20 protein-coding genes are annotated in these 20,815 nt (G+C 41.2%); 15 read left to right on the top strand and 5 right to left on the bottom strand.

What is annotated here, in order from left to right:
- The first annotated feature begins 163 nt into the window (after positions 1-163).
- The 3 genes from ACNO7B_RS16155 (at position 164) to uvrA (ending at position 5,569) form a co-directional block, all read left to right on the top strand.
- Positions 164-409 (top strand): CsbA family protein, encoded by a 246-nt coding sequence (locus tag ACNO7B_RS16155; RefSeq protein ID WP_008348197.1) that lies wholly within the window; start codon positions 164-166, stop codon positions 407-409.
- Positions 410-699: 290 nt separating this feature from the next.
- Positions 700-2,685: an excinuclease ABC subunit UvrB gene (uvrB, locus tag ACNO7B_RS16150; protein ID WP_113746940.1), complete on the top strand. Its 1,986-nt coding sequence runs from the start codon at positions 700-702 to the stop codon at positions 2,683-2,685.
- A 7-nt stretch (positions 2,686-2,692) separates the two neighbouring features.
- Complete coding sequence (gene uvrA / locus ACNO7B_RS16145; protein WP_048001943.1) at positions 2,693-5,569, top strand: excinuclease ABC subunit UvrA; 2,877 nt, start codon at positions 2,693-2,695, stop codon at positions 5,567-5,569.
- A 32-nt stretch (positions 5,570-5,601) separates the two neighbouring features.
- Here uvrA and ACNO7B_RS16140 read toward each other — a convergent pair whose 3' ends face one another.
- Positions 5,602-5,832, bottom strand: a complete 231-nt coding sequence (locus tag ACNO7B_RS16140) for a hypothetical protein (RefSeq protein ID WP_008348188.1) — start codon at positions 5,830-5,832, stop codon at positions 5,602-5,604.
- Positions 5,833-6,029: 197 nt separating this feature from the next.
- On the opposite strand from ACNO7B_RS16140, the gene ACNO7B_RS16135 reads away from it, so the two are divergent.
- From ACNO7B_RS16135 to ACNO7B_RS16115, 5 genes are all read left to right on the top strand, one after another.
- Positions 6,030-6,365, top strand: a complete 336-nt coding sequence (locus ACNO7B_RS16135; RefSeq protein WP_008348186.1) for a hypothetical protein — start codon at positions 6,030-6,032, stop codon at positions 6,363-6,365.
- Positions 6,366-6,376: 11 nt separating this feature from the next.
- Positions 6,377-7,468 carry a DUF4097 family beta strand repeat-containing protein gene (locus tag ACNO7B_RS16130; RefSeq protein WP_048003033.1) on the top strand — a complete coding sequence of 364 codons (1,092 nt, stop codon included), beginning with the start codon at positions 6,377-6,379 and terminating at the stop codon, positions 7,466-7,468.
- Positions 7,469-7,474: 6 nt separating this feature from the next.
- The gene (locus ACNO7B_RS16125) at positions 7,475-7,669 is read left to right on the top strand and encodes a PspC domain-containing protein (protein WP_008348183.1); all 195 of its coding nucleotides are present in this window, start codon (positions 7,475-7,477) and stop codon (positions 7,667-7,669) included.
- A complete protein-coding gene (locus ACNO7B_RS16120; RefSeq protein ID WP_007500042.1) occupies positions 7,670-8,056 on the top strand; it encodes a phage holin family protein in 387 nt (128 codons plus the stop codon). It begins immediately after the preceding gene.
- Positions 8,057-8,150: 94 nt separating this feature from the next.
- On the top strand, positions 8,151-12,005 hold the full coding sequence (locus tag ACNO7B_RS16115; RefSeq protein WP_417901700.1) for a metallophosphoesterase: 3,855 nt from the start codon (positions 8,151-8,153) through the stop codon (positions 12,003-12,005).
- A gap of 26 nt (positions 12,006-12,031) precedes the next feature.
- Here ACNO7B_RS16115 and ACNO7B_RS16110 read toward each other — a convergent pair whose 3' ends face one another.
- From ACNO7B_RS16110 to nagA, 3 genes are read right to left on the bottom strand one after another with little or no spacing between them, the layout of a single operon-like run.
- Positions 12,032-12,757 (bottom strand): GntR family transcriptional regulator, encoded by a 726-nt coding sequence (locus tag ACNO7B_RS16110; protein WP_417901699.1) that lies wholly within the window; start codon positions 12,755-12,757, stop codon positions 12,032-12,034.
- Positions 12,758-12,775: 18 nt separating this feature from the next.
- A complete protein-coding gene (gene nagB, locus ACNO7B_RS16105) occupies positions 12,776-13,501 on the bottom strand; it encodes a glucosamine-6-phosphate deaminase (protein ID WP_046527618.1) in 726 nt (241 codons plus the stop codon).
- A complete protein-coding gene (nagA, locus tag ACNO7B_RS16100) occupies positions 13,501-14,691 on the bottom strand; it encodes an N-acetylglucosamine-6-phosphate deacetylase (RefSeq protein WP_417901698.1) in 1,191 nt (396 codons plus the stop codon). The genes nagB and nagA overlap by 1 nt, the downstream gene beginning before the upstream one ends.
- A 176-nt stretch (positions 14,692-14,867) precedes the next feature.
- Here nagA and hprK point away from each other — a divergent pair, with 176 nt between their 5' ends.
- The 7 genes from hprK (at position 14,868) to ACNO7B_RS16065 (ending at position 19,991) form a co-directional block, all read left to right on the top strand.
- Positions 14,868-15,800: an HPr(Ser) kinase/phosphatase gene (hprK, locus tag ACNO7B_RS16095; RefSeq protein ID WP_003212943.1), complete on the top strand. Its 933-nt coding sequence runs from the start codon at positions 14,868-14,870 to the stop codon at positions 15,798-15,800.
- Between the two features lie 11 nt (positions 15,801-15,811).
- A complete protein-coding gene (lgt, locus tag ACNO7B_RS16090) occupies positions 15,812-16,636 on the top strand; it encodes a prolipoprotein diacylglyceryl transferase (protein ID WP_007500053.1) in 825 nt (274 codons plus the stop codon).
- A gap of 16 nt (positions 16,637-16,652) precedes the next feature.
- Positions 16,653-17,597, top strand: a complete 945-nt coding sequence (locus ACNO7B_RS16085) for a nucleoside recognition domain-containing protein (RefSeq protein ID WP_007500055.1) — start codon at positions 16,653-16,655, stop codon at positions 17,595-17,597.
- Positions 17,594-18,244, top strand: a complete 651-nt coding sequence (gene ppaX, locus ACNO7B_RS16080) for a pyrophosphatase PpaX (protein ID WP_181891316.1) — start codon at positions 17,594-17,596, stop codon at positions 18,242-18,244. The genes ACNO7B_RS16085 and ppaX overlap by 4 nt, the downstream gene beginning before the upstream one ends.
- Before the next feature lies 1 nt (position 18,245).
- Positions 18,246-18,764, top strand: a complete 519-nt coding sequence (locus ACNO7B_RS16075; RefSeq protein WP_035701530.1) for an acyltransferase — start codon at positions 18,246-18,248, stop codon at positions 18,762-18,764.
- Positions 18,765-18,833: 69 nt separating this feature from the next.
- Entirely contained in the window at positions 18,834-19,262 is a 429-nt protein-coding gene (locus ACNO7B_RS16070; RefSeq protein WP_410684383.1) for an Rrf2 family transcriptional regulator, read from the top strand.
- 87 nt (positions 19,263-19,349) lie between these two features.
- A complete protein-coding gene (locus tag ACNO7B_RS16065; protein WP_017357897.1) occupies positions 19,350-19,991 on the top strand; it encodes an NAD(P)-dependent oxidoreductase in 642 nt (213 codons plus the stop codon).
- Between the two features lie 31 nt (positions 19,992-20,022).
- On the opposite strand, the gene ACNO7B_RS16060 is transcribed toward ACNO7B_RS16065, so the two are convergent.
- Positions 20,023-20,814 (bottom strand): C39 family peptidase, encoded by a 792-nt coding sequence (locus tag ACNO7B_RS16060; protein WP_017368114.1) that lies wholly within the window; start codon positions 20,812-20,814, stop codon positions 20,023-20,025.
- Position 20,815 lies beyond the last annotated feature (1 nt).

The following is a 20,815-nucleotide window of genomic DNA, read 5'->3' as shown; positions in this document are numbered from 1 at the left end:
AGACCTATCTTTAGAAAGGGGACGTTTTCACTAATTTTCCTCCTCATCTATATCAAAAGTCTTCAACCGAGAAGAAAAAAGCTGAAATTGAAAACTGTGAATTGTTCATTATGCCAATCTTTACTATAATCAAGGGAGTAGACCATGTAGAGGGAGGGTTTTTGTGATTACAAAAGCCATATTTGCACTTGTTTTTCCTTTCTTGCTCGTTATTTTATTTTCAAAGGTTACTTATAATCATTACGTTGGCATTGCATTAACAGCAGCGCTTTTATTTGCTTCGTATATGAAAGGCTATACAGAAACCTACTTTATCGTAGGATTAGATATTATTTCTTTAGTGGCCGGGGCATTGTTTATGGCCAAGAAAGAAGTCGAAAAAAGAGAGAAGGCTGAAAAACATCATTGATGTGATCCCTCTTGATGAAAAGAAAATGTTTTTGATACAGGAGCTGTGCTTACGATTTCTAGTGAGTGCAGCTTTCTTTTTTGTGGTTTTTCTGCTGATCGAATATCTCACTCCAAAATGTTCCATACTGAAAGGAAGGTTTCTTTAGAGGGTTATGAGCCACGGCAGAGAGGGTATGGTTGTATTGGAAATAAAAATCAAGTCAGACACGAACTTTAGTTCGTATTTTTGTGTTCTTTTATGATAATATATTCATTAGATAGATTTCGTAACGAAACGGAGGCTTTGATGTGAGTGACCGCTTTGAATTAGTTTCTAACTATCAGCCCCAAGGGGATCAGCCAAAAGCCATTGAAAAGCTTGTGGAGGGCATCCATCAGGGGAAACAGCATCAAACGCTGTTAGGTGCTACAGGTACGGGAAAGACCTTTACTGTATCCAACCTGATCAAAGAAGTGAACAAACCAACCCTTGTCATTGCGCATAACAAGACACTTGCCGGACAATTATACAGCGAGTTCAAGGAATTTTTTCCAAATAATGCTGTTGAATATTTTGTGAGTTATTATGATTATTACCAGCCTGAGGCGTATGTGCCTCAAACTGATACATTTATTGAAAAGGATGCCAGCATTAATGATGAGATCGATAAGCTAAGGCACTCCGCCACATCCTCATTATTTGAGCGGAGAGATGTCATCATCATTGCCAGTGTGTCCTGTATTTATGGCTTAGGTTCTCCTGAAGAATACAGAGAGCTTGTGCTGTCTTTACGAACTGAAATGGAAATTGAACGCAATCAGCTTCTTCGTAAGCTGGTGGATATTCAGTATTCTCGTAATGATATAGATTTTCAGCGCGGAACCTTCAGAGTTCGAGGAGACGTCGTTGAAATTTTTCCTGCTTCACGAGATGAGCATTGTATCAGAGTGGAGTTTTTCGGTGATGAAATTGAACGTATTCGTGAAGTAGATGCTCTCACTGGAGAAATTCTCGGTGATCGTGACCACGTTGCTATTTTCCCAGCATCTCACTTCGTCACAAGAGAAGAAAAGATGGAAAAAGCGATTATTAATATTGAAAAAGAGCTTGAGGAACAGTTGGAAAAGCTTCGTGAAAACGGAAAATTGCTTGAAGCACAGCGTCTTGAGCAGCGGACAAGGTATGACCTAGAGATGATGAGAGAGATGGGCTTTTGTTCAGGGATTGAGAACTACTCAAGACATCTCACCTTACGTCCGCCTGGTTCTACACCTTACACATTGCTTGATTATTTTCCGGATGATTTTATGATTGTTGTCGATGAGTCACACGTGACCATCCCGCAAATTCGCGCCATGTACAATGGGGACCAGGCAAGAAAACAAGTGCTTGTTGATCACGGATTCCGTCTGCCGTCAGCACTTGATAATAGACCACTCACATTTGATGAGTTTGAAAAGCACATTAACCATATTGTGCATGTATCCGCAACACCGGGCCCATACGAGCTTGATAAAACGCCAGAGGTCGTGGAACAAATTATTCGTCCAACCGGTTTGCTTGATCCAATCATTGAAGTTCGTCCGATTGAAGGACAAATCGATGACTTAATTGGGGAAATTCATGCAAGAGTTGAGAAAAATGAGCGTGTGCTTGTGACGACTTTAACGAAGAAAATGTCTGAGGATCTGACAGATTATCTGAAAGAAATCGGAATCAAGGTCAATTATCTGCACTCAGAAATTAAGACACTAGAGCGGATTGAGATTATTCGTGATTTACGTCTCGGAAAATATGATGTGCTTGTTGGGATCAACCTTCTTCGAGAAGGTTTGGATATTCCAGAGGTGTCGCTCGTGGCGATTTTAGATGCGGATAAAGAAGGCTTTTTACGTTCAGAAAGATCCCTCATCCAGACGATTGGCCGTGCTGCAAGAAATGCAGAAGGCCGGGTTATTATGTATGCAGACAATATGACGAAATCAATGGACATTGCCATACAAGAAACAAAGCGGAGACGTGAGCAGCAAGAAGCGTATAATGAGAAATTTGGTATCACTCCGCAAACGATCCATAAGAAGATTCGAGATGTGATCAAGGCAACAAAAGTACATGAGGATTCAGAAGAATACGAAACAAAAGCAGCACCAAAGTTGTCAAAAATGAGCAAAAAAGAACGAGAAAAAGTGATCGAAAACATCGAGATGGAAATGAAAGATGCAGCAAAAGCGCTTGATTTTGAAAAAGCAGCAGAATTAAGAGATCTATTGCTAGAGCTAAAAGCGGAAGGATGAATGCCAGATGGCTATGGAACGAATAGAGGTGAAAGGGGCAAGAGCCCACAACCTTAAAAATATTGATGTCAATATCCCGCGCGATCAGCTAGTGGTCATTACGGGTTTATCTGGTTCGGGAAAATCGTCGCTTGCCTTCGATACCATTTATGCAGAAGGTCAGCGCAGGTATGTTGAATCACTGTCAGCCTATGCACGTCAATTTCTCGGTCAAATGGACAAACCAGATGTAGATGCGATTGAAGGGCTTTCTCCAGCGATTAGTATTGACCAGAAAACGACAAGCAGGAACCCTCGATCAACCGTTGGGACTGTTACAGAAATTTATGATTACTTGCGTCTATTATATGCTCGAGTCGGAAAACCGATTTGTCCTATTCATGGGATCGAAATTACATCACAGACGATTGAGCAAATGACAGACCGCATTTTAGAGTATCCAGAACGAACGAAACTACAAGTGCTTGCTCCGATCGTATCTGGACGTAAGGGAACACACGTGAAAGTACTTGATCAAATTCGGAAGCAGGGCTACGTTCGAGTCAGAGTTGATGGCGAGATGGAGGACCTGTCAGAAGAGATTGAGCTTGAAAAGAATAAAAAGCATTCCATTGAAGTGGTGATTGATCGAATTGTCGTGAAAGAAGGCGTGGCGGCACGGTTGTCTGATTCTCTTGAAACGGCACTCCGACTTGGTGAAGGTCGTGTGATGATTGATGTGATTGGACAAGAGGAGCTGTTATTTAGTGAGCATCATGCTTGTCCGCACTGCGGATTCTCTATTGGGGAACTTGAACCAAGAATGTTCTCGTTTAATAGCCCTTTCGGTGCATGCCCAAGCTGTGATGGGCTTGGTTCTAAACTAGAAGTAGATCCAGAGCTTGTGATTCCGAATAAGGATTTGACTTTACGTCAGCATGCCATTGCCCCATGGGAGCCTCAAAGCTCACAATATTACCCGCAGCTTCTTGAGGCGGTATGTACACATTATGGAATTGACATGGATATTCCGGTAAAAGATATCCCGCCGCATTTATTTGATAAAATTTTATATGGTAGCGGCTCTGAGCTGATTTATTTTAAATATGAAAATGATTTTGGCCAGGTCCGTGAAAATGAAATCGAGTTTGAAGGTGTGCTTCGTAACATTGAACGACGCTACAAGGAAACGAGCTCCGATTATATTCGGGAGCAAATGGAAAAATATATGGCCAATCAGCCATGCCCGACCTGTAAAGGATATCGCCTGAAAAAAGAAACGCTTGCGGTTCTCATCAATGGCAAACATATCGGAGAAATGACCGATTTGTCTGTATCTGATGCCCTTGATTTCTATGAGAAAATTGAGTTGTCTGAGAAAGATTTGCAGATTGCCCAGCTCATTTTACGTGAAATCAAAGAGCGCTTGTCCTTCTTGAATAATGTGGGGTTAGATTATCTGACATTAAGCCGGTCTGCTGGCACATTATCAGGCGGGGAGGCGCAGCGGATTCGTTTGGCGACACAAATCGGATCAAGACTGACAGGCGTTCTTTATATTTTAGATGAACCATCGATTGGTCTGCATCAACGGGATAATGACCGGTTGATTGGAACATTGAAAAACATGCGAGATATCGGAAACACACTGATTGTCGTAGAACATGATGAAGATACGATGCTTGCCGCTGATTATCTCATTGATATTGGACCAGGTGCAGGGGTTCATGGAGGAGAAGTGATTTCAGCTGGAACGCCAGAAGAAGTCATGAATGACCCAAAATCGTTGACTGGACAATATTTATCTGGTGAGAAATTCATTCCGCTTCCGATTGAGAGACGAAAGCCTGACGGCCGCTTCATTGAAATTAAGGGGGCAAAAGAAAACAACCTTAAAAACGTGAATGCGAAGTTTCCTTTAGGTGTTTTTACCGCTGTGACAGGTGTGTCAGGATCAGGGAAAAGTACACTTGTGAATGAAATTTTATTGAAATCCCTCGCCCAAAAACTGCACAGAGCAAAAGCGAAGCCAGGACAGCACAAAGAAATCAAAGGAATGGATCACTTAGACAAAGTCATTGATATTGATCAATCTCCAATTGGCCGTACACCAAGATCCAATCCTGCTACGTATACAGGTGTATTTGATGACGTGCGGGATGTCTTTGCGCAAACCAATGAAGCGAAGGTACGAGGCTATAAAAAAGGGCGATTCAGCTTTAACGTGAAAGGTGGACGCTGCGAAGCGTGTCGTGGAGATGGCATTATTAAAATTGAAATGCACTTTTTACCTGATGTATACGTGCCTTGTGAAGTGTGTCACGGGAAACGTTATAACCGTGAGACGTTAGAGGTCACGTATAAAGGGAAAAATATTTCCGATGTTCTTGAAATGACGGTAGAGGACGCACTTCAATTTTTCGAGAATATCCCGAAAATTAAGCGGAAGCTGCAAACGATCTTTGATGTTGGATTAGGATACATTACACTTGGGCAACCTGCCACGACATTGTCTGGTGGAGAGGCGCAGCGTGTGAAATTGGCATCTGAGCTTCATCGCCGTTCAAACGGAAGATCCTTGTATATTTTAGATGAACCGACAACCGGTCTTCATGTGGATGATATTGCTAGGTTGTTAAAAGTGCTCCAGCGCTTGGTCGAAAACGGGGATACGGTATTGGTCATTGAGCACAACCTTGATATTATTAAGGCTGCCGATTACCTTGTTGATCTAGGACCAGAAGGCGGTGCTGGTGGAGGAACGATTATTGCTTCAGGAACACCTGAACACATTGCTAAAGAAGAAGCTTCTTACACCGGTCGATACTTAAAACCGATTTTAGAGCGTGATCGTGAGCGAATGAAACAGTTAGTCAAAGAAACAGAAAGTGTGACATCCTCATAAAGAAAAACCCCTCCGAAAGAGGGGTTTTCCTTTTATTGCACATCTTCCTTTGGCATTAAGTTACTGAGGTGCGTTAAATCCTTTAAAATATGAGTGCTGCTACTATCGAGCAGTACTTTTAAATAACGGATATCACCATACTTCGGATGAGACGGATGAATGGCCTCTAGCTCCTTGATCATATCGCTGTTCATGCTTTTCTGTTTCTGTATAAGGTCTAAAAGCGTTTGTGCCGTGTGGTTAGCATTATGATGATCTGTCAAAATAATTACCCCCTATAATGATAATCACCATCTTTTCAACATATTTTAAAGGGTAATCCATGAAGAATCTACACTTAGGTGCAAAAAGAAATAATTTGTGTCTAAGGTCATATGTAAATCGAATGAGTTTGAAACTTTTTATACGCCATAAACGTATGAGTTAGAAAGGAATTTTCATCATGAAGGAGCGAATATATATGAACAGAGATCAGTCGATCATTGCATCTATTTGTTATTTTAGTGTATTTTTCATGCCGTTTATTGTGCCGATCGTGGCATATTTTGTAGTGGATCAAAAGGAAACGAAACGGCATTCGCTGCGTGCATTGTGGTCACATGTTTTGCCAGTCGCAGCGTGTGTGCTGCTGGTTTTTGGAGCTATCCCCTTTTTATTGACGACACAGGCAAGCGACTCACTCGTTCCAGTGTTCACCGTACTTATCTTGTCCTTTTTAGTCGCCATTGGCTTTTTGATCTCTGTCATTTGGAATATCATTCAAGGTATTAAAGTGCTTCAATCCATCAAATCGTAGGAGGGCTTTGTATGAATGAAAAAGAACGCATTTTAAAATTAGTAGAAGACGGGACATTATCTGCAAAAGAAGCAATTACGCTACTTGAAAAATTAGAAGAAAATCAGTCCATTTCACTAGAAAAATCAACGGCTGATCATACCTTTCATGAAGAAAAAGCTGGCACAGAGAATAAAGGAACTGGTACTGAAAACCTCGGTGCAAAGCTGTTTGGATGGTTAGATTCGGCGGTGAAAAAGGTCAAAGATGTCGATCTTGATTTGAACTTTGGACAGTCCGTTGACGTTGAACACATTTTTCAATTCAAAGACGCTGCACTATCTCATTTAGATTTTCAATTGGCAAACGGCAGTCTCAATTTGATGCCTTGGGATGATGGGGATGTTCGGGCAGAGTGTCATGCGAAAATTTACCGTGCAGAGGATGGAGAGCAGGCCAGACAGCAATTTCTTCAACATCTGGATTGCGGGCTTGAAGGGGACAAATTTTTTATCCGAACTGAAAAGAAGACCATGAAGGTCAATGTCACCCTGTATGTACCACGTATCCAATACGATAAGATCAAAGTCAAACTGTTTAATGGACCGATTCGCGGGGAAAAGCTAAAGACAAAAGAACTGGCTGCAAAAACAACAAATGGCGTCGTCTCTTTTGCCTCTTTACAAGCAGAAAAAGTCGGAATTGAAACAGCAAATGGGCAAATCAAACTGGCTGATCACGAGTGTGGTATGATTGAAGTAGAAACCATTAATGGGCTCATTGACCTGCGCGGGAAAAGTGAATCAATTGATGCACAGAGCTTCAATGGGAACATTGCTGTTCAGCTGTCAGATGAGAAATGCCGTTCGATCTATGCAAAAACGACAACAGGCAGTGTGGACGTTCAGATTCCGCGTGCTTGTGCAGTGACTGCGGAGCTGAAAAGCAATCTCGGGTCGATCTCTCATGAGCTGCTTGATGCAAATATGATTAAAGAGAAAAATGAAACGCTGCAAAAAGAGAAAATGATCAAAGCCAATCAACAGGCTGAGCACAATATATCCATTTTTGCAGAAACAAAAACAGGCTCAATCCAAGTAAAGCACCAATCAGACAAGGAGTGATTCTACATGAAGAAGCTTTATCGTTCAGCGACAGATAAAAAAATAGCGGGTGTTGTCGGTGGACTTGCTGAATACTTAAGTGTCGATGCATCCCTGCTTCGTATTTTAACGGTGATCATCGGATTTATGACAGCATTTATGCCGATCTTCTTGATCTACTTCATCTGGTATTTTGTTGTTCCGGAAGAAGGCACTAACTAAATGCTTAGATGGATCGTAAGTATTTTCGTCAATGCATTACTTTTAATCGTCATTGCTGGATATTTTGATTCAGGCATTCTGCCAGGCCTTGGTAGTGTGTATATTGAAGGCTTTGGCGCAGCGATTGTAGCAAGTATTATTTTGTCCTTGCTCAATATTTTAGTGAAGCCGTTTTTGATCATTTTAACGCTGCCAGTGACAGTACTTTCACTAGGATTGTTCCTCTTTGTCATTAATGCCATCACACTGATGATGACCTCAAGCTTTATGGGAGATAGTTTTAACATTGATGGGTTTGGAACGGCCATTTGGATGGCTGTCATTTTATCCATTTTCCATCTGCTCATACAGAAAGGAATCGTGGAACCGTTAGCGAAAAAAAGCTAACGGTTTTTTTGTGTGAATTTATATCGTTTCCCCGTTCCATCTGTCATAAAAACCGTCTTCAGGAGACACAATATCCGAAGGGAGGCGGTGCACGATGGTGAATGTGAGCAGACAAATCATTCTTTTGCTTTTTTTGAGCATTCTTTTTTGTTTCAGTCAGCCTGCTTCAGCAGGATCTTTGACACAAACACAAGTGAACATACGAAATAAGCCCTTTTCACCTTTTATCTTTGATCAATTTCAAGTAGATGTCCGTCCGGTTCAAGGAAAAAAACGTGATCTTCAATTTCGGGCATCTATTAGTCAGTCAGAGCAAATTTTGTCTGCAAACTTGTACTATAAACAGAGTGATGAACTAGGATATCGATTGATCCCAATGGAACGATTGCCGGGGATGAAACCAGAATTCACAGCGAAAATCCCGACAGATCAATTGTGGAATCCAACAGTTCATTACTATACAGAATTCTTGACGCAGAAGTCTGTCATCAAAACAACCGAACAAGCAGTTCACTTAAATGGATTTGAAGAGGATCTCTCACAGATTCCTGAGCTATTGATGACAGAAATCGTCGTGAATTCAAAAAACCGCAAAGGCAAGGATGCTTTTGAATTCATCGAGGTGTATAACACAACACATGCACCCATTTCACTTCGACATTACCAGCTTCGCTATCGCAATCCAGCGCAAGGCGTGGAGATGGATGATATATATTCATTTCACACAAGTCCGATCACCATTTCTCCTGGAAAACCGTATGTATTTTGGCTTAGAAAAAAAGGGCAGGAGCATTTAACGGTAGCGGACTTTAATGCGATGTACAAAAGCCATTTAAAAGAGGGCGAGCAACTATCGGTCATTGAGAGTAAAGGATTGTCCAATTCTAAATCCCGCCTTGTTTCTATCACAACAAATATAGGAGAAGAGGTATCGTCGGCATCCTATCGTTTAAAGCCTTCATTGTTTAGCGAGCACAGATCGTTACTGTTCAAGTATCCAATGGATGGTACGACACAAATGAAGCTGATCTCGAAAGTGGAGGAAGAGCCAACACCCGGAAAAGTGTTAAAAGCACAAATTCCAACTGAAAAAAAAGAAATATCACAAGATGTGCATAAACCTGTGATCGAAGATATGACAGACAATCAACCGATAAAACCAACTGAAGGCATTGAAATGAGAGCAGATGTGCAGGATGATCAGTCCGTCAAAACGGTCAAATTGCGATATCGAACCAATCGTCATGAAGATTTTAAAGAGGTGCTGCTTCAAAAGGATCATAATGATCGGCTGTTTCACCATATTATTTATTCACCTGAGCTCATCGGTAAAGAACGATTGGAATATCAGATTGAAGCGTCAGACGGCGAAAATCAAGCAATGACAATGAAAAAAACAATTGATGTGGAACAAGTAAGCAAAGCTCACGGCCTTCGATTGAATGTAGAAGAAGGAGATACGGTTTCTGGCGTATTTCACTTAAAAGCAACAGCAGATCAGAAAAAAAGCATACAATTAATGATAGATGGAAAACCGATTCGACAAGTATTCCCTGCACTTGAAGCAGATCCATATCTTGCATTTGATGTCAAAGGGACAAATTTATATTTTAAGAATGGTGTGTCTATAGGTAAGCACTTACTTTCCATTTTTGATGATTCGACAAAAGTGTATCGCACCTATACGATACCAATACCAGAAAAACACTTAGAAAAGGCAGGTCCACAAACGATATCATTCCATGCTGGGACGAAGTCATCGCCGTTTGACCGATTTCCTGGAGAAAATCACGATGATTTTGAATTGAAAAATGTCCAGATGATTTTATCGAATGGCACTCAAATTCTGCCTCTAAATGCGAGCCAGCATGAGGAATGGAAAATGGGCGACGGTGGAAGCGCTAAGAAAGTAAGAGCATTTCAGTTTCAAATCCCGAAGCAAGCATATGCTTCAAGCTATATTCAGTGGGATACAAGAAGGCTGAAAGAAGGAGTACATGTTGTTCAGGCTAAAACCGCAGACGAATCTCAATCTGTACGTGTGAAAGTCGATAACACGGGTCCGAAAATCAAGAGTAATATAAAGGCAAATGACCAATATAAAGGCGTCTTTACGTTAAAGGCAAAGGTGACGGATCGTTGGAGTGACATAGCGGAGATGAAGGCATATTTAGATGGAAAACAGATCTCTTTGCCTTATCAGACGTCCTCTAGCGAATTAGAACCTGGGGAGCACACATTGAAGATAAAAGCAAAAGATGCCGCTGGAAACAAATCAACTTTGAAAAAGGTTTTTAAGACGGTACATGAACACCCTGAAACGCCAGAGAGAGTGTCAGATAGGACAAAAAAGGAATCATCTAAGCAAACAGTGCTAACCAATGATCCTACTAATGATCAGTTAGATTACTCCTTTTACCGTGCCTATCAATATACATCGCTGCATCCGTCCATGAAGATTTTCAAATATGCAGCGGAAACAGAGCCGCCAAAACATTTAAATGAAACAGGGGAAATGATTTTTTCTGATCGAGAAAGAAATCGCATTGCATTTGCTGATGGTAAATCAGTGGAAACGAAAGATCTACAGCATTTTCCTTATCATCGCTTTCAAATCAAGGTTCATCACGATGTACGTGAAAAGGATGTAGTCGAGGCTGTATGGAAAGGAAGCTCATTATCAGGGAGAAAGGTAACGATGTACGCTTGGAATCATCAGCAAGAAAAGTGGGATAAAATCACTCATCACTTTGCCAAGGATGAAAAGGAATTTTACCTGAAAGGGCTGCTGTCAGTCAGACAGTATATGAAAAATCAAACGTTTGATTTGCTTGTACAAGATGAAATCAGTAAGGCGTTAAAGCCTTATAAGATGGTGTGGATGTCTGATACTCAATATTATGCCAGAAGTTATCCTCATATCTTCAAAAAAATGGTCGAGTGGATCAGAGATCAAAGGGACCCATTAAATATTCAATATGTGTTCCATACAGGTGATATTGTGGATGATTCAAAGGATAAGCAGTGGAATCGTGCCGATACATTTATGCGTGTGTTAGATCAGCATCAGATTCCTTACGGTGTATTAGCTGGTAATCATGATGTCAGACACAAAGACGGCCATTATAGGGAATATGGGAGATACTTTGGAGCGAAACGCTTTGAAGACAAGCCGTATTACGGTGAGTCCTATCAAAACAATCGAGGTCATTATGATCTTATCTCTACTGGTGGCAATGATTATATGATGGTGTATATGGGCTGGGGGATTAAGCAAAATGAGATTGACTGGTTAAATCGAGTCATTTCTGAACATCCAGATCGAATTGTCATTTTAAATTTCCATGAGTATTTGTTAGTGAGCGGCAATCGAAGCCCAATTGGAGATTTGATCTTCCATCAAGTGGTAAAGCGTCACCCGAATATTGTCGCAGTATTTAGTGGCCACTACCACGGAGCCAGTCGAAAAGTAGATGAGATTGACGATGATCATGATGGAAAAGTGGACAGAAAAGTATATCAAATCCTTGCAGATTACCAGTCAGGTCCTGAAGGCGGTCAAGGTTTTATGCGGCTGATCACTGCGGATCAAGAAAAAAATCAGCTTCATTTCACCACATACTCACCCTACTTGAATCAAGAACATTTTTATGATCCAAAAACGTATGGAGATCAAGATGAATTTTCAATTGATGTCGATTTAACACCTAAAATGAAATCCGTTAAAACCAATTATTTTGAATTGAATGTCTACACAAACGTTCTTCTTGGAGAAGTCAAAGGTGTGAAAAGTGGTAAAAAAGCAACCTTTGAATGGAAAGGGTTAAAGCCAAATCAAGAATATTATTGGTACACTGTCGCAAAAGACCGTTTCGAAGGGAAAGCGATCTCGCCTATATGGAAAATTCATACAAAAAATGATGATCAATCAACATTTCTTAGGAAATAAAAAACTGTGCTTTCAGGAGCACAGTTTTATCTTTCCATTGTGTGAGTGAGCTTGTATCGATCCCCTCTATAAACGGACATGACATACTCGAATGGAAGGTCATTTTGAAAATAAGTTGTTCTTGCAATGGAGAGAACAGGGTCCCCTAATGAAATAGACAGCACGTTAGCTTCTTCCTTTGATGCAACATTGGCTTCAAGCTCCTGCTTGGCATGGGCGATGGTTAGACCTGTGTTCGCTTCTATATATTCATATAAAGATCCAGTTAAATGCTCCTTTGTGAGCTCGCCAGCAAATTTTTCAGGAATATAACTCGTTTCAATAGCCATTGGTTCATCGTTTGCAAGGCGGATTCGTTTTAATTCATAGACATTTTCACTGTTCGACAGCTGTAATGATTGCAGCAAGTGCTCTGGGCATGCGACTTTTTTGAAATCAATCAACTGACTTGAAGCTTTGAGCCCACGTTGACGCATATCTTCTGTAAAGCTTGTTAAGCCCTGAAGCGGTTGTTCAAATTTTTTCCGGCTAACAAATGTTCCTTTTCCTTTTTGCCGGTATAAATATCCTTCGTTCACAAGGTTCGATAAGGCTTGTCTGACAGTCATTCGGCTAATACCAAAGCGTTCGGCATATTCTCTTTCAGAAGGAATGAGTGTATCAGGTGTTAACGTTCCATCCTCAATCTGCTTTTTCAAGTTCTCCATAATCTGATGGTACATGGGGATAGGTGACTGCTTATCAATAAACATGTGAAAATCCTCTCGTGTTTAGCGTAGTGAACCAGCTTCTCGATCAATAAAAATCGTCACATCTTCATGAAGTTTCAGAGCAGATGCAGGGAAGTCTGGGTGAATCTCTGTTCGTTCTAAATATTGTATCACGTCCGCTTTTGATTTTCCTGATGCGAGAAGGAGAATTTTTTTACTTGAAAGAATGCTTGCAATTCCCATTGTAATGGCATGTGTAGGCACCTCATCAATAGAAGAAAAGTATCTTGCATTGGCCTGGCGAGTGTGTTCATCTAATTGAACGACATGCGTCTTTGAGTCAAAGGGAGTACCAGGTTCATTAAACCCGATATGTCCATTTTGTCCGATACCAAGTAGCTGAAGATCAATGCCCCCTAAATCTTCAATGAGCTGATCATACCTTAAGCACTCTTCTTCCAAGTGAGAAGCAGCACCATTGGGAAGGAAATATTGATCTGACGGGAGATCAATATGGTCGAATAAATGACGCTTCATGTAAGTCATATAACTATTTTCATGATTTGGATCAATTCCCACGTACTCATCCAGATTCACTGTTCTTGCTTGTTTGAAAGACAATTGTTCTGTTTGATGCAACTGAATTAACTCTTTATAAGTGTCAATTGGTGTACCGCCAGTTGCCAGACCGAGAACCGCATCTGTTTTTGATTCAATGGTACGTGCAATGAAAGCAGCAGCTGCTTTTCCTAATTGATCTTTATCTGCAAATTCGATGATGTTCATCAGTGTGTGGCCTCCTTTTTTTCATAAGCGATTTGTCCATGGCAGATCGTCATCATGAGTTCGCCAGTTTCATCCCAAATGACCAAGTCTGCCAGTTTTCCAACTTCGATCGAACCGAGCTGATGATCGATCCCGAGCTGAGTGGCTGCATTTGTTGAGGTCATTTGAGCAATTTCTGTCCATCCGCATTGTGTGATCTGTCTCATACGTTTGACCCCATCTTTCATTTGTAAAATCGATCCTGCAAGTGTTCCATCTGCCAGCAATGCTTTTTCACCGCTGACTGTCACTGTCTGCCCACCAAATTCGTAGGTTCCCTCTCCAAGTCCTTTTGCACGCATTGAGTCTGTAATCATGATCAAACGTTCACTTCCCTTTGCCAAATACGCAAGCTTTACGGAAAGAGGATGTGAATGAATGCCATCTGTAATCAGCTCAGTCAAAAGCTTTTCGTTTGTAAGCGCAGCCCCTTCAACATTGGGCTCACGATGCTGAAATGAACTCATCGCATTATAAAGATGCGTGACATGACGCGCACCGTGCTTTGCTGCTAGTTCAATCATGTCATGATGAGCATTTGTATGTCCAATAGAAGGAATGATATTTTTTTCTTTTAGTAAGGAAAGAAATGCAAAATCAGTATCTTCCTCAGGTGCAAAAGTGACAATTCGAATCAGCTGATCAGATGCACTCAGCCATTTCTCAAAAAGAGGAAGGTTAGCCTGTGTAATCCATTGAGCTGGCTGCGCACCAGCTTTATCTTTAGAAATAAAAGGACCTTCTAGATGAATGCCTAAACATTGTGCCTGACTTCCAGCCTGCTTTTCATTATAGGGTCTCCACTGTACGACATTTTTAAGTGCTTGCTCAATCTCTTGATGATTTTGTGTAATGGTTGTTGCTAAAAAGCTTGTCGTTCCTTCTGCGGGTAAGTGATCAGCAAGTGTATTCATGGCTTCTGGTGTCGCATCCATCATATCTGCACCATATCCCCCATGGATGTGAATATCAATCATTCCGGGGAGTAAATAAAAGTTTTCCCGGGAAATATATACTTTTTCATAATTTCCTGTCGGCGGTGATGTTGAAATATAGTCGATCTTGCCATCGCGTAAACCGACAAAACCGTTTTCAATGATTTCTGTCTTTGTCACAATATGAATATTGGAGAGCAATAAAGAACTGCTCATGATTGTGCCCCCTTATTCTCGTCGTTAGATTCAGTTTACCTTTTTTAAGTATAGTTGTCTATACCAGTAAATGTGATGAAACAGGATCAGGATAAAATACTATTTTGGGTTCATCATTGAAAGTGATAAAATAGAGCTGTATTTCTGAAACGCCTGCGATAAAAGGAGGAAGAAGCGTGCCGAAAGTTCGTACGAAGGACATAATGGAACAATTTCATCTTGAACTGGTAAGTGGGGAGGAAGGGATTAATCGTCCCATTACAATCAGTGATCTTTCCAGACCAGGTATTGAAATGGCTGGATATTTTACATATTACCCAAAAGAAAGAGTTCAACTTTTAGGGAAGACAGAGCTTTCTTTTTTTGAACAGCTCCCAGAACGCGAACGAAAGCAGAGAATGATGTCTCTTTGTACAGATATTACCCCTGCCATCATTTTGTCACGAGATCGTGAAGTACCAAAGGAATTGATCGAAGCTTCAAATGAAAATGGAGTGCCGGTTTTACGCTCAAGCTTAAAGACGACAAGACTTTCGAGTCGATTAACGAACTTCTTAGAAAGCAAGCTTGCACCAACGACTGCGATTCATGGCGTACTCGTAGATGTATATGGTGTAGGTGTACTGTTAATTGGAAAAAGTGGCGTAGGAAAAAGTGAAACGGCTTTAGAATTAGTGAAGAGAGGACACAGGCTGGTTGCAGACGATTGCGTGGAAATTAGGCAAGAGGATCAGGATACGTTAGTTGGAAGCGCACCAGAGCTGATTGAGCACCTTCTAGAAATTCGTGGATTAGGCATTATTAATGTAATGACCTTATTTGGAGCGGGCGCTGTCAGAAGCTATAAGAGAATTACGATTGTTATGAACCTTGAGCTTTGGGAACAAGGCAAACAGTATGACCGTTTAGGACTTGAGGAAGAAAAAATGCGGATCATCGATACAGATGTACCAAAGCTGACCATCCCTGTACGTCCGGGACGAAATTTAGCGGTCATCATCGAGGTAGCTGCAATGAATTTCAGATTGAAACGAATGGGACATAATGCAGCGGAACAATTTACAAGTAAACTTGCCGATGTCATTGAAGACAATGGCCAGGATGAATAGGAGCTGTCTATATGAATGAAGCAATTCAACCAATTGATCCGATTGCTTTTCAGCTCGGACCTATTTCGGTTCATTGGTATGGTGTGATTATTGGTGTCGGAGCCCTGCTTGGACTCTGGCTCGCATTAAGGGAGTGTGAAAAAAGAGGCATCAATAAAGATATGTTTATTGACCTCATCTTATTTGCCATTCCTATCGCCATTATTTGTGCACGAATTTATTATGTATCCTTTGAATGGGATTATTATCAGCAGCACCCAAATGAAATCATCAAGATTTGGAATGGCGGAATTGCCATACATGGTGGACTGATAGGGGCGGTGCTGACAGCGATTGTCTTTACTAAAGTGAGAAAGGTGTCCTTTTGGAAAATCGCCGATGTCGCAGCGCCTAGTATTTTACTAGGGCAAGCCATCGGGCGCTGGGGGAACTTTATTAATCAGGAAGCGCATGGTGAGGCTGTTTCAAGAGCCTTTTTAGAAAATTTGCACCTGCCTGAGTTTATTATTAATCAGATGTACATTGACGGGACCTACTATCACCCTACGTTCTTATATGAATCATTATGGAATATCGCAGGCGTTTTAATATTAATCTTATTACGTAGAACATCATTGCGTCGAGGCGAAATGTTCTTGTCGTATTTAATCTGGTATTCAATCGGCCGTTTCTTCATTGAGGGAATGAGAACAGACAGCTTAATGCTGACTGAGCATCTTCGAATTGCACAGATGATTTCAATTGCTATATTTGCAGTAGCTATCTTGTTGATTGTGTTTAGAAGAATCAAAGGATATGCATCTATACCGTATAAAGAGAACAACTCATCAAATTAAGCAAGGGGGATAAAAGATGAGGGAGACATGGAAAAACGGCTTGAAAGCAGGGTTATCGACAACTTGGACACTTGGAAAAGTCATTTTTCCGGTTACCATTCTCGTTAGTATCTTGCAGCATACACCTGTGATGGATTGGATGATACAATTCATCCGTCCATTTATGGGTCTGTTTGGTCTTTCAGGGGAAGCGGCCATTCCGCTTGTTTTAGGAAATATGCTGAACTTGTATGCGGGTATTGCAGCCATTTTGACATTAGAGCTGCCTGTGAAGGAAGTGTTCATTTTAGCGGTCATGCTCTCTTTTTGTCACAACTTGATCATCGAATCAACAGTGGCGGCGAAGGTTGGGCTGCGGGTGTCTATCATTTTGCTAGTCAGAATCAGTCTTGCCGTCGTGTCAGCAATTGTCATTCACCTCGTTTGGCAGGGAGGCGAGGAGCCGGCGCAATATGGTTTGCTGACAGCTGCTCAGTCGGCTGATGTGCCTTCTAGCTGGTATATGATCGTACTTCTTGCTTTACAGAAAGCTGTTCTTGGTGTGCTGCAGCTGGCTTGTATTGTCATTCCTCTCATGATCATCATTCAATTCATGAGAGACTTAGGGTGGCTCCATACGCTGTCTAAGTGGCTGTCTCCTTTTACGAGAATGCTTGGAATGAAAGAAAATACGTCTATGACGATGGTGGCTGGTTTAACCATTGGTCTTGCCTACGGGGCAGGCGTCATGATGAAGGCAGTGGAAGAGGACGGTGTCAGCAAAAAGGATTTAACGCTTGCTTTCATTTTCCTTGTGGCGTGTCATGCGGTGGTCGAAGATACACTCATTTTCATTCCTTTAGGTATTCCAGTCTGGCCGCTTCTTCTTATTCGCCTTATTTCTGCTATTTTATTGACAGCTGCCATCAGCTATATTTGGCGGAGGCGGGAACATGCAGCTGTTAGAAAGGAAGCTATATGAACCAATCAACTATTAACACAGTGCTATTTGATTTAGATGGCACATTAATCAATACAAATGAATTAATTATTGCTTCATTTCAGCATACGCTTGATCATTATTACCCTGGTCAATACAGCCGTGAGGATATCCTTCATTTCATTGGTCCATCATTATTTGATACATTCTCTGCAATGGATCCGAATCTGACAGATGATATGATCCAGATGTATCGAACGTTTAATCATGAACAGCATGATCTGCTTGTGACGGAGTATGAGACGGTGTTAGACACGTTGAAAATTCTTCAGGATCAGGGATTTAAGCTCGGAATTGTGACAACAAAAATCCGTGATACGGTCTTAATGGGATTAAAGCTGACTGGATTGGAGCCATTTTTTGAGGTCATTGTCACACTTGATGATGTACAAAATGAAAAGCCGCATCCAGAACCAGTTCAACTGGCATTATCCAAGCTCGGCAGTGATCCGCATGAGGCGATCATGGTTGGTGATAATTATCACGACATTTTATCGGGTCAAGCGGCAGGGACGAAAACAGCAGGTGTTGCTTGGTCTATTAAGGGAGAAGAAGCCCTGTTAAAGCATCGCCCTGATTATATGCTGCAGAAAATGAGTGATCTCTTGTCGATTGTTGGAGCTGATTAAGTTGAGAAAAACAGATCGTTATCCTGTCAAAGGGGTCAATTCGCTTAGACAAGTCTATCGGACGGTCCCCTTTCTCAAGGTTGTGAAAAACTTTATCTTTATTCAACTGGCAAGGTATACGCCTTTTATGGGAATGAAAAATTGGATTTATCGCACCTTCCTTCGAATGAAAGTCGGGGAGGATACGGCGTTTGCTTTAATGGTGATGGTCGATCTCATGTTTCCTGAGAAAATCACTGTCGGTCGAAATAGTGTGATTGGCTATAACACAACCATTCTGTCCCATGAGTATTTGATTAAAGAGTATAGGCTTGGGGAAGTCTATATTGGTGATGAAGTGTTAATTGGAGCAAATTCAACGATCCTACCTGGAGTGACAATTGGTGATGGTGCGATTGTATCGGCAGGAACTCTTGTGAACAAAGATGTTCCGGCAGGCTCCTTTGTTGGAGGAAATCCAATGCGGATGATTTATACGAAAGAGGAAATGGAAGCACGTCAATCTTCGTCTGCTGAGTAGCTCGGCAGACTTTTTTGTTGACATTCTAACATGGTGTAACTATAATGATTACAACAGAGGTGAGAAAACATGAAAATCAGCAGCAGATTTACTGTCGCTGTCCATATTCTGGCCTTGCTATCACTTGAAAAAGGTTCTTTACAGACATCGGAGGATATCGCAGGAAGTGTCAATACAAATCCAGTGGTGATTCGCCGTATCATGAGTAAGCTCAAAAAAGCAGGCCTAATCTCAACGAGTCTTGGCAAAGGCGGTTCTCAATTGAACCGAAGTGAGAATGACATCACACTGCTCGATGTGTATAAAGCGGTTGAAGTTGTGGATGAGGGAGAGTTGTTTCAAATTCATGAAAGCCCAAACCCTGACTGTCCGATCGGTGCCAATATTCAAGCTGTACTAGAATTAATTTTGTGCCGTGCTCAAAGTGCGATGGAGCAAGTGCTTGCTGAGATCAAATTAAGTGAACTAACGCAGGTTTTAATCAAAAAAATTGGATGATCTATTCAATTTTTTTTACCTCTGTTGTAACTATAGTGGTTACATCTTAAGTGATCAAAATAACAATATATTGTAGGAGGAATTTACATGAACATTGGAATCATTGGCGCAACAGGTAAAGCAGGACAACACATTTTAAAAGAAGCTCAATCGAGAGGGCACGAAGTAACGGCAATCGTTCGAGATGCACAAAAAGTGACTAATTCATCAGCAGCTGTTTTAGAAAAGGATGTTTTTCACTTAGAGACAGGAGACGTCAAAGGTTTTGATGTGATCGTAAATGCATTTGGTGCCCCAGCAGGACAAGAGCACCTTCATGTAGAAGCAGGAAAAAAACTCATTCATCTCTTAAAAGAGACACCAGAAACGCGTTTAATCGTTGTGGGAGGCGCTGGAAGTTTATTTGTAGATGAGGCGAAAACAACTAGACTGATGGACACACCGGAGTTTCCAAAGGAATACTTTGCTACTGCTTCACAGCAAGGAGAAAATTTAATAGATCTTCAAAAGACCGAAGGATTAAAATGGACATTTTTAAGTCCAGCAGCCTTCTTTAATCCAGCAGGCAAACGGACAGGTGCTTATGTGAAAGGCAAAGACCATCTTATCGTCAATTCAAAGGGTGACAGCTATGTGAGTTATGCTGACTACGCCGTTGCACTTGTCGATGAGATAGAACAAGCTGCTCATGTTGGAGAACGTTTTACTGTGGTTTCTGAAGCAGAATAAGAATATAAAAACCCCGCTATTTAGCGGGGTTTTATGCTTTAATGATAATCGCCTGGCTGCCCATCTGTTTCCAAGAATCCTCAAACTGTTCACGATCGACTTTTTGATTCTTCTCTCCGTATGGGTTATTTAAGTAGACATGATCTTTGTCATAGCCTGTGATGACCACGCTGTGCATATTAAAGCTGATATCTATTTTCCCATTTGGTGTATTCCATGTTTCAATGTTATCTGTTTTGGCAAAGGTCGAAGTGGTAATGACCCAGACAGGATAGCCTTTTTCAAGTGATTGATAGATGGCCTTTTTGACTGGCTTGCCGGTCAAGTCCACCGCTTGATTACCTACATATTTTTTCGCAAGCTGATAAATGGGTTCATGGTACACACCAAGACCTGGCCCATTCTCCATATCGCCTACAAACCCGTCATGAGGGTCTCCTTTTAAGCCATTCTCATAATTGAGCGGGACACGCTTAATCTCGTTTGCCAATGCGTTTTTCGTTATATGCTCATATCCGCTGTAATGAAGAAGCATGGCTAAGCTCGTGACTTCGCATCCGTTATAAAGCTTTGGTGCATCCATTTGATTAAAGAGGATGACGTCCATGGCTTTTTTATTTCCTTTTAAACTAGAATGTGTCGTTTCTGTTTTTTTCGTAGAACGTGTTTCTTCTGCTGCTAGTGCGGTATCATTTTCTTTTTCTTTGGCTTCTTGCGGTGACGTTGTTTTCTTGACTTGGTCGAATTGTGAAATGAAAATAAAGCCGAAATAAACAAGACATGCGCACAACAAAGTTAAGATTAATGTCTGGATGAATTTCACT

It is taken from the genome of Bacillus sp. AK25 (assembly GCF_048270685.1).
Classification (GTDB): domain Bacteria; phylum Bacillota; class Bacilli; order Bacillales; family Bacillaceae; genus Bacillus; species Bacillus altitudinis.
The sequence above is the reverse complement of the archived record's forward strand: the minus strand, read 5'-3'. Positions and strand labels throughout refer to the sequence as shown.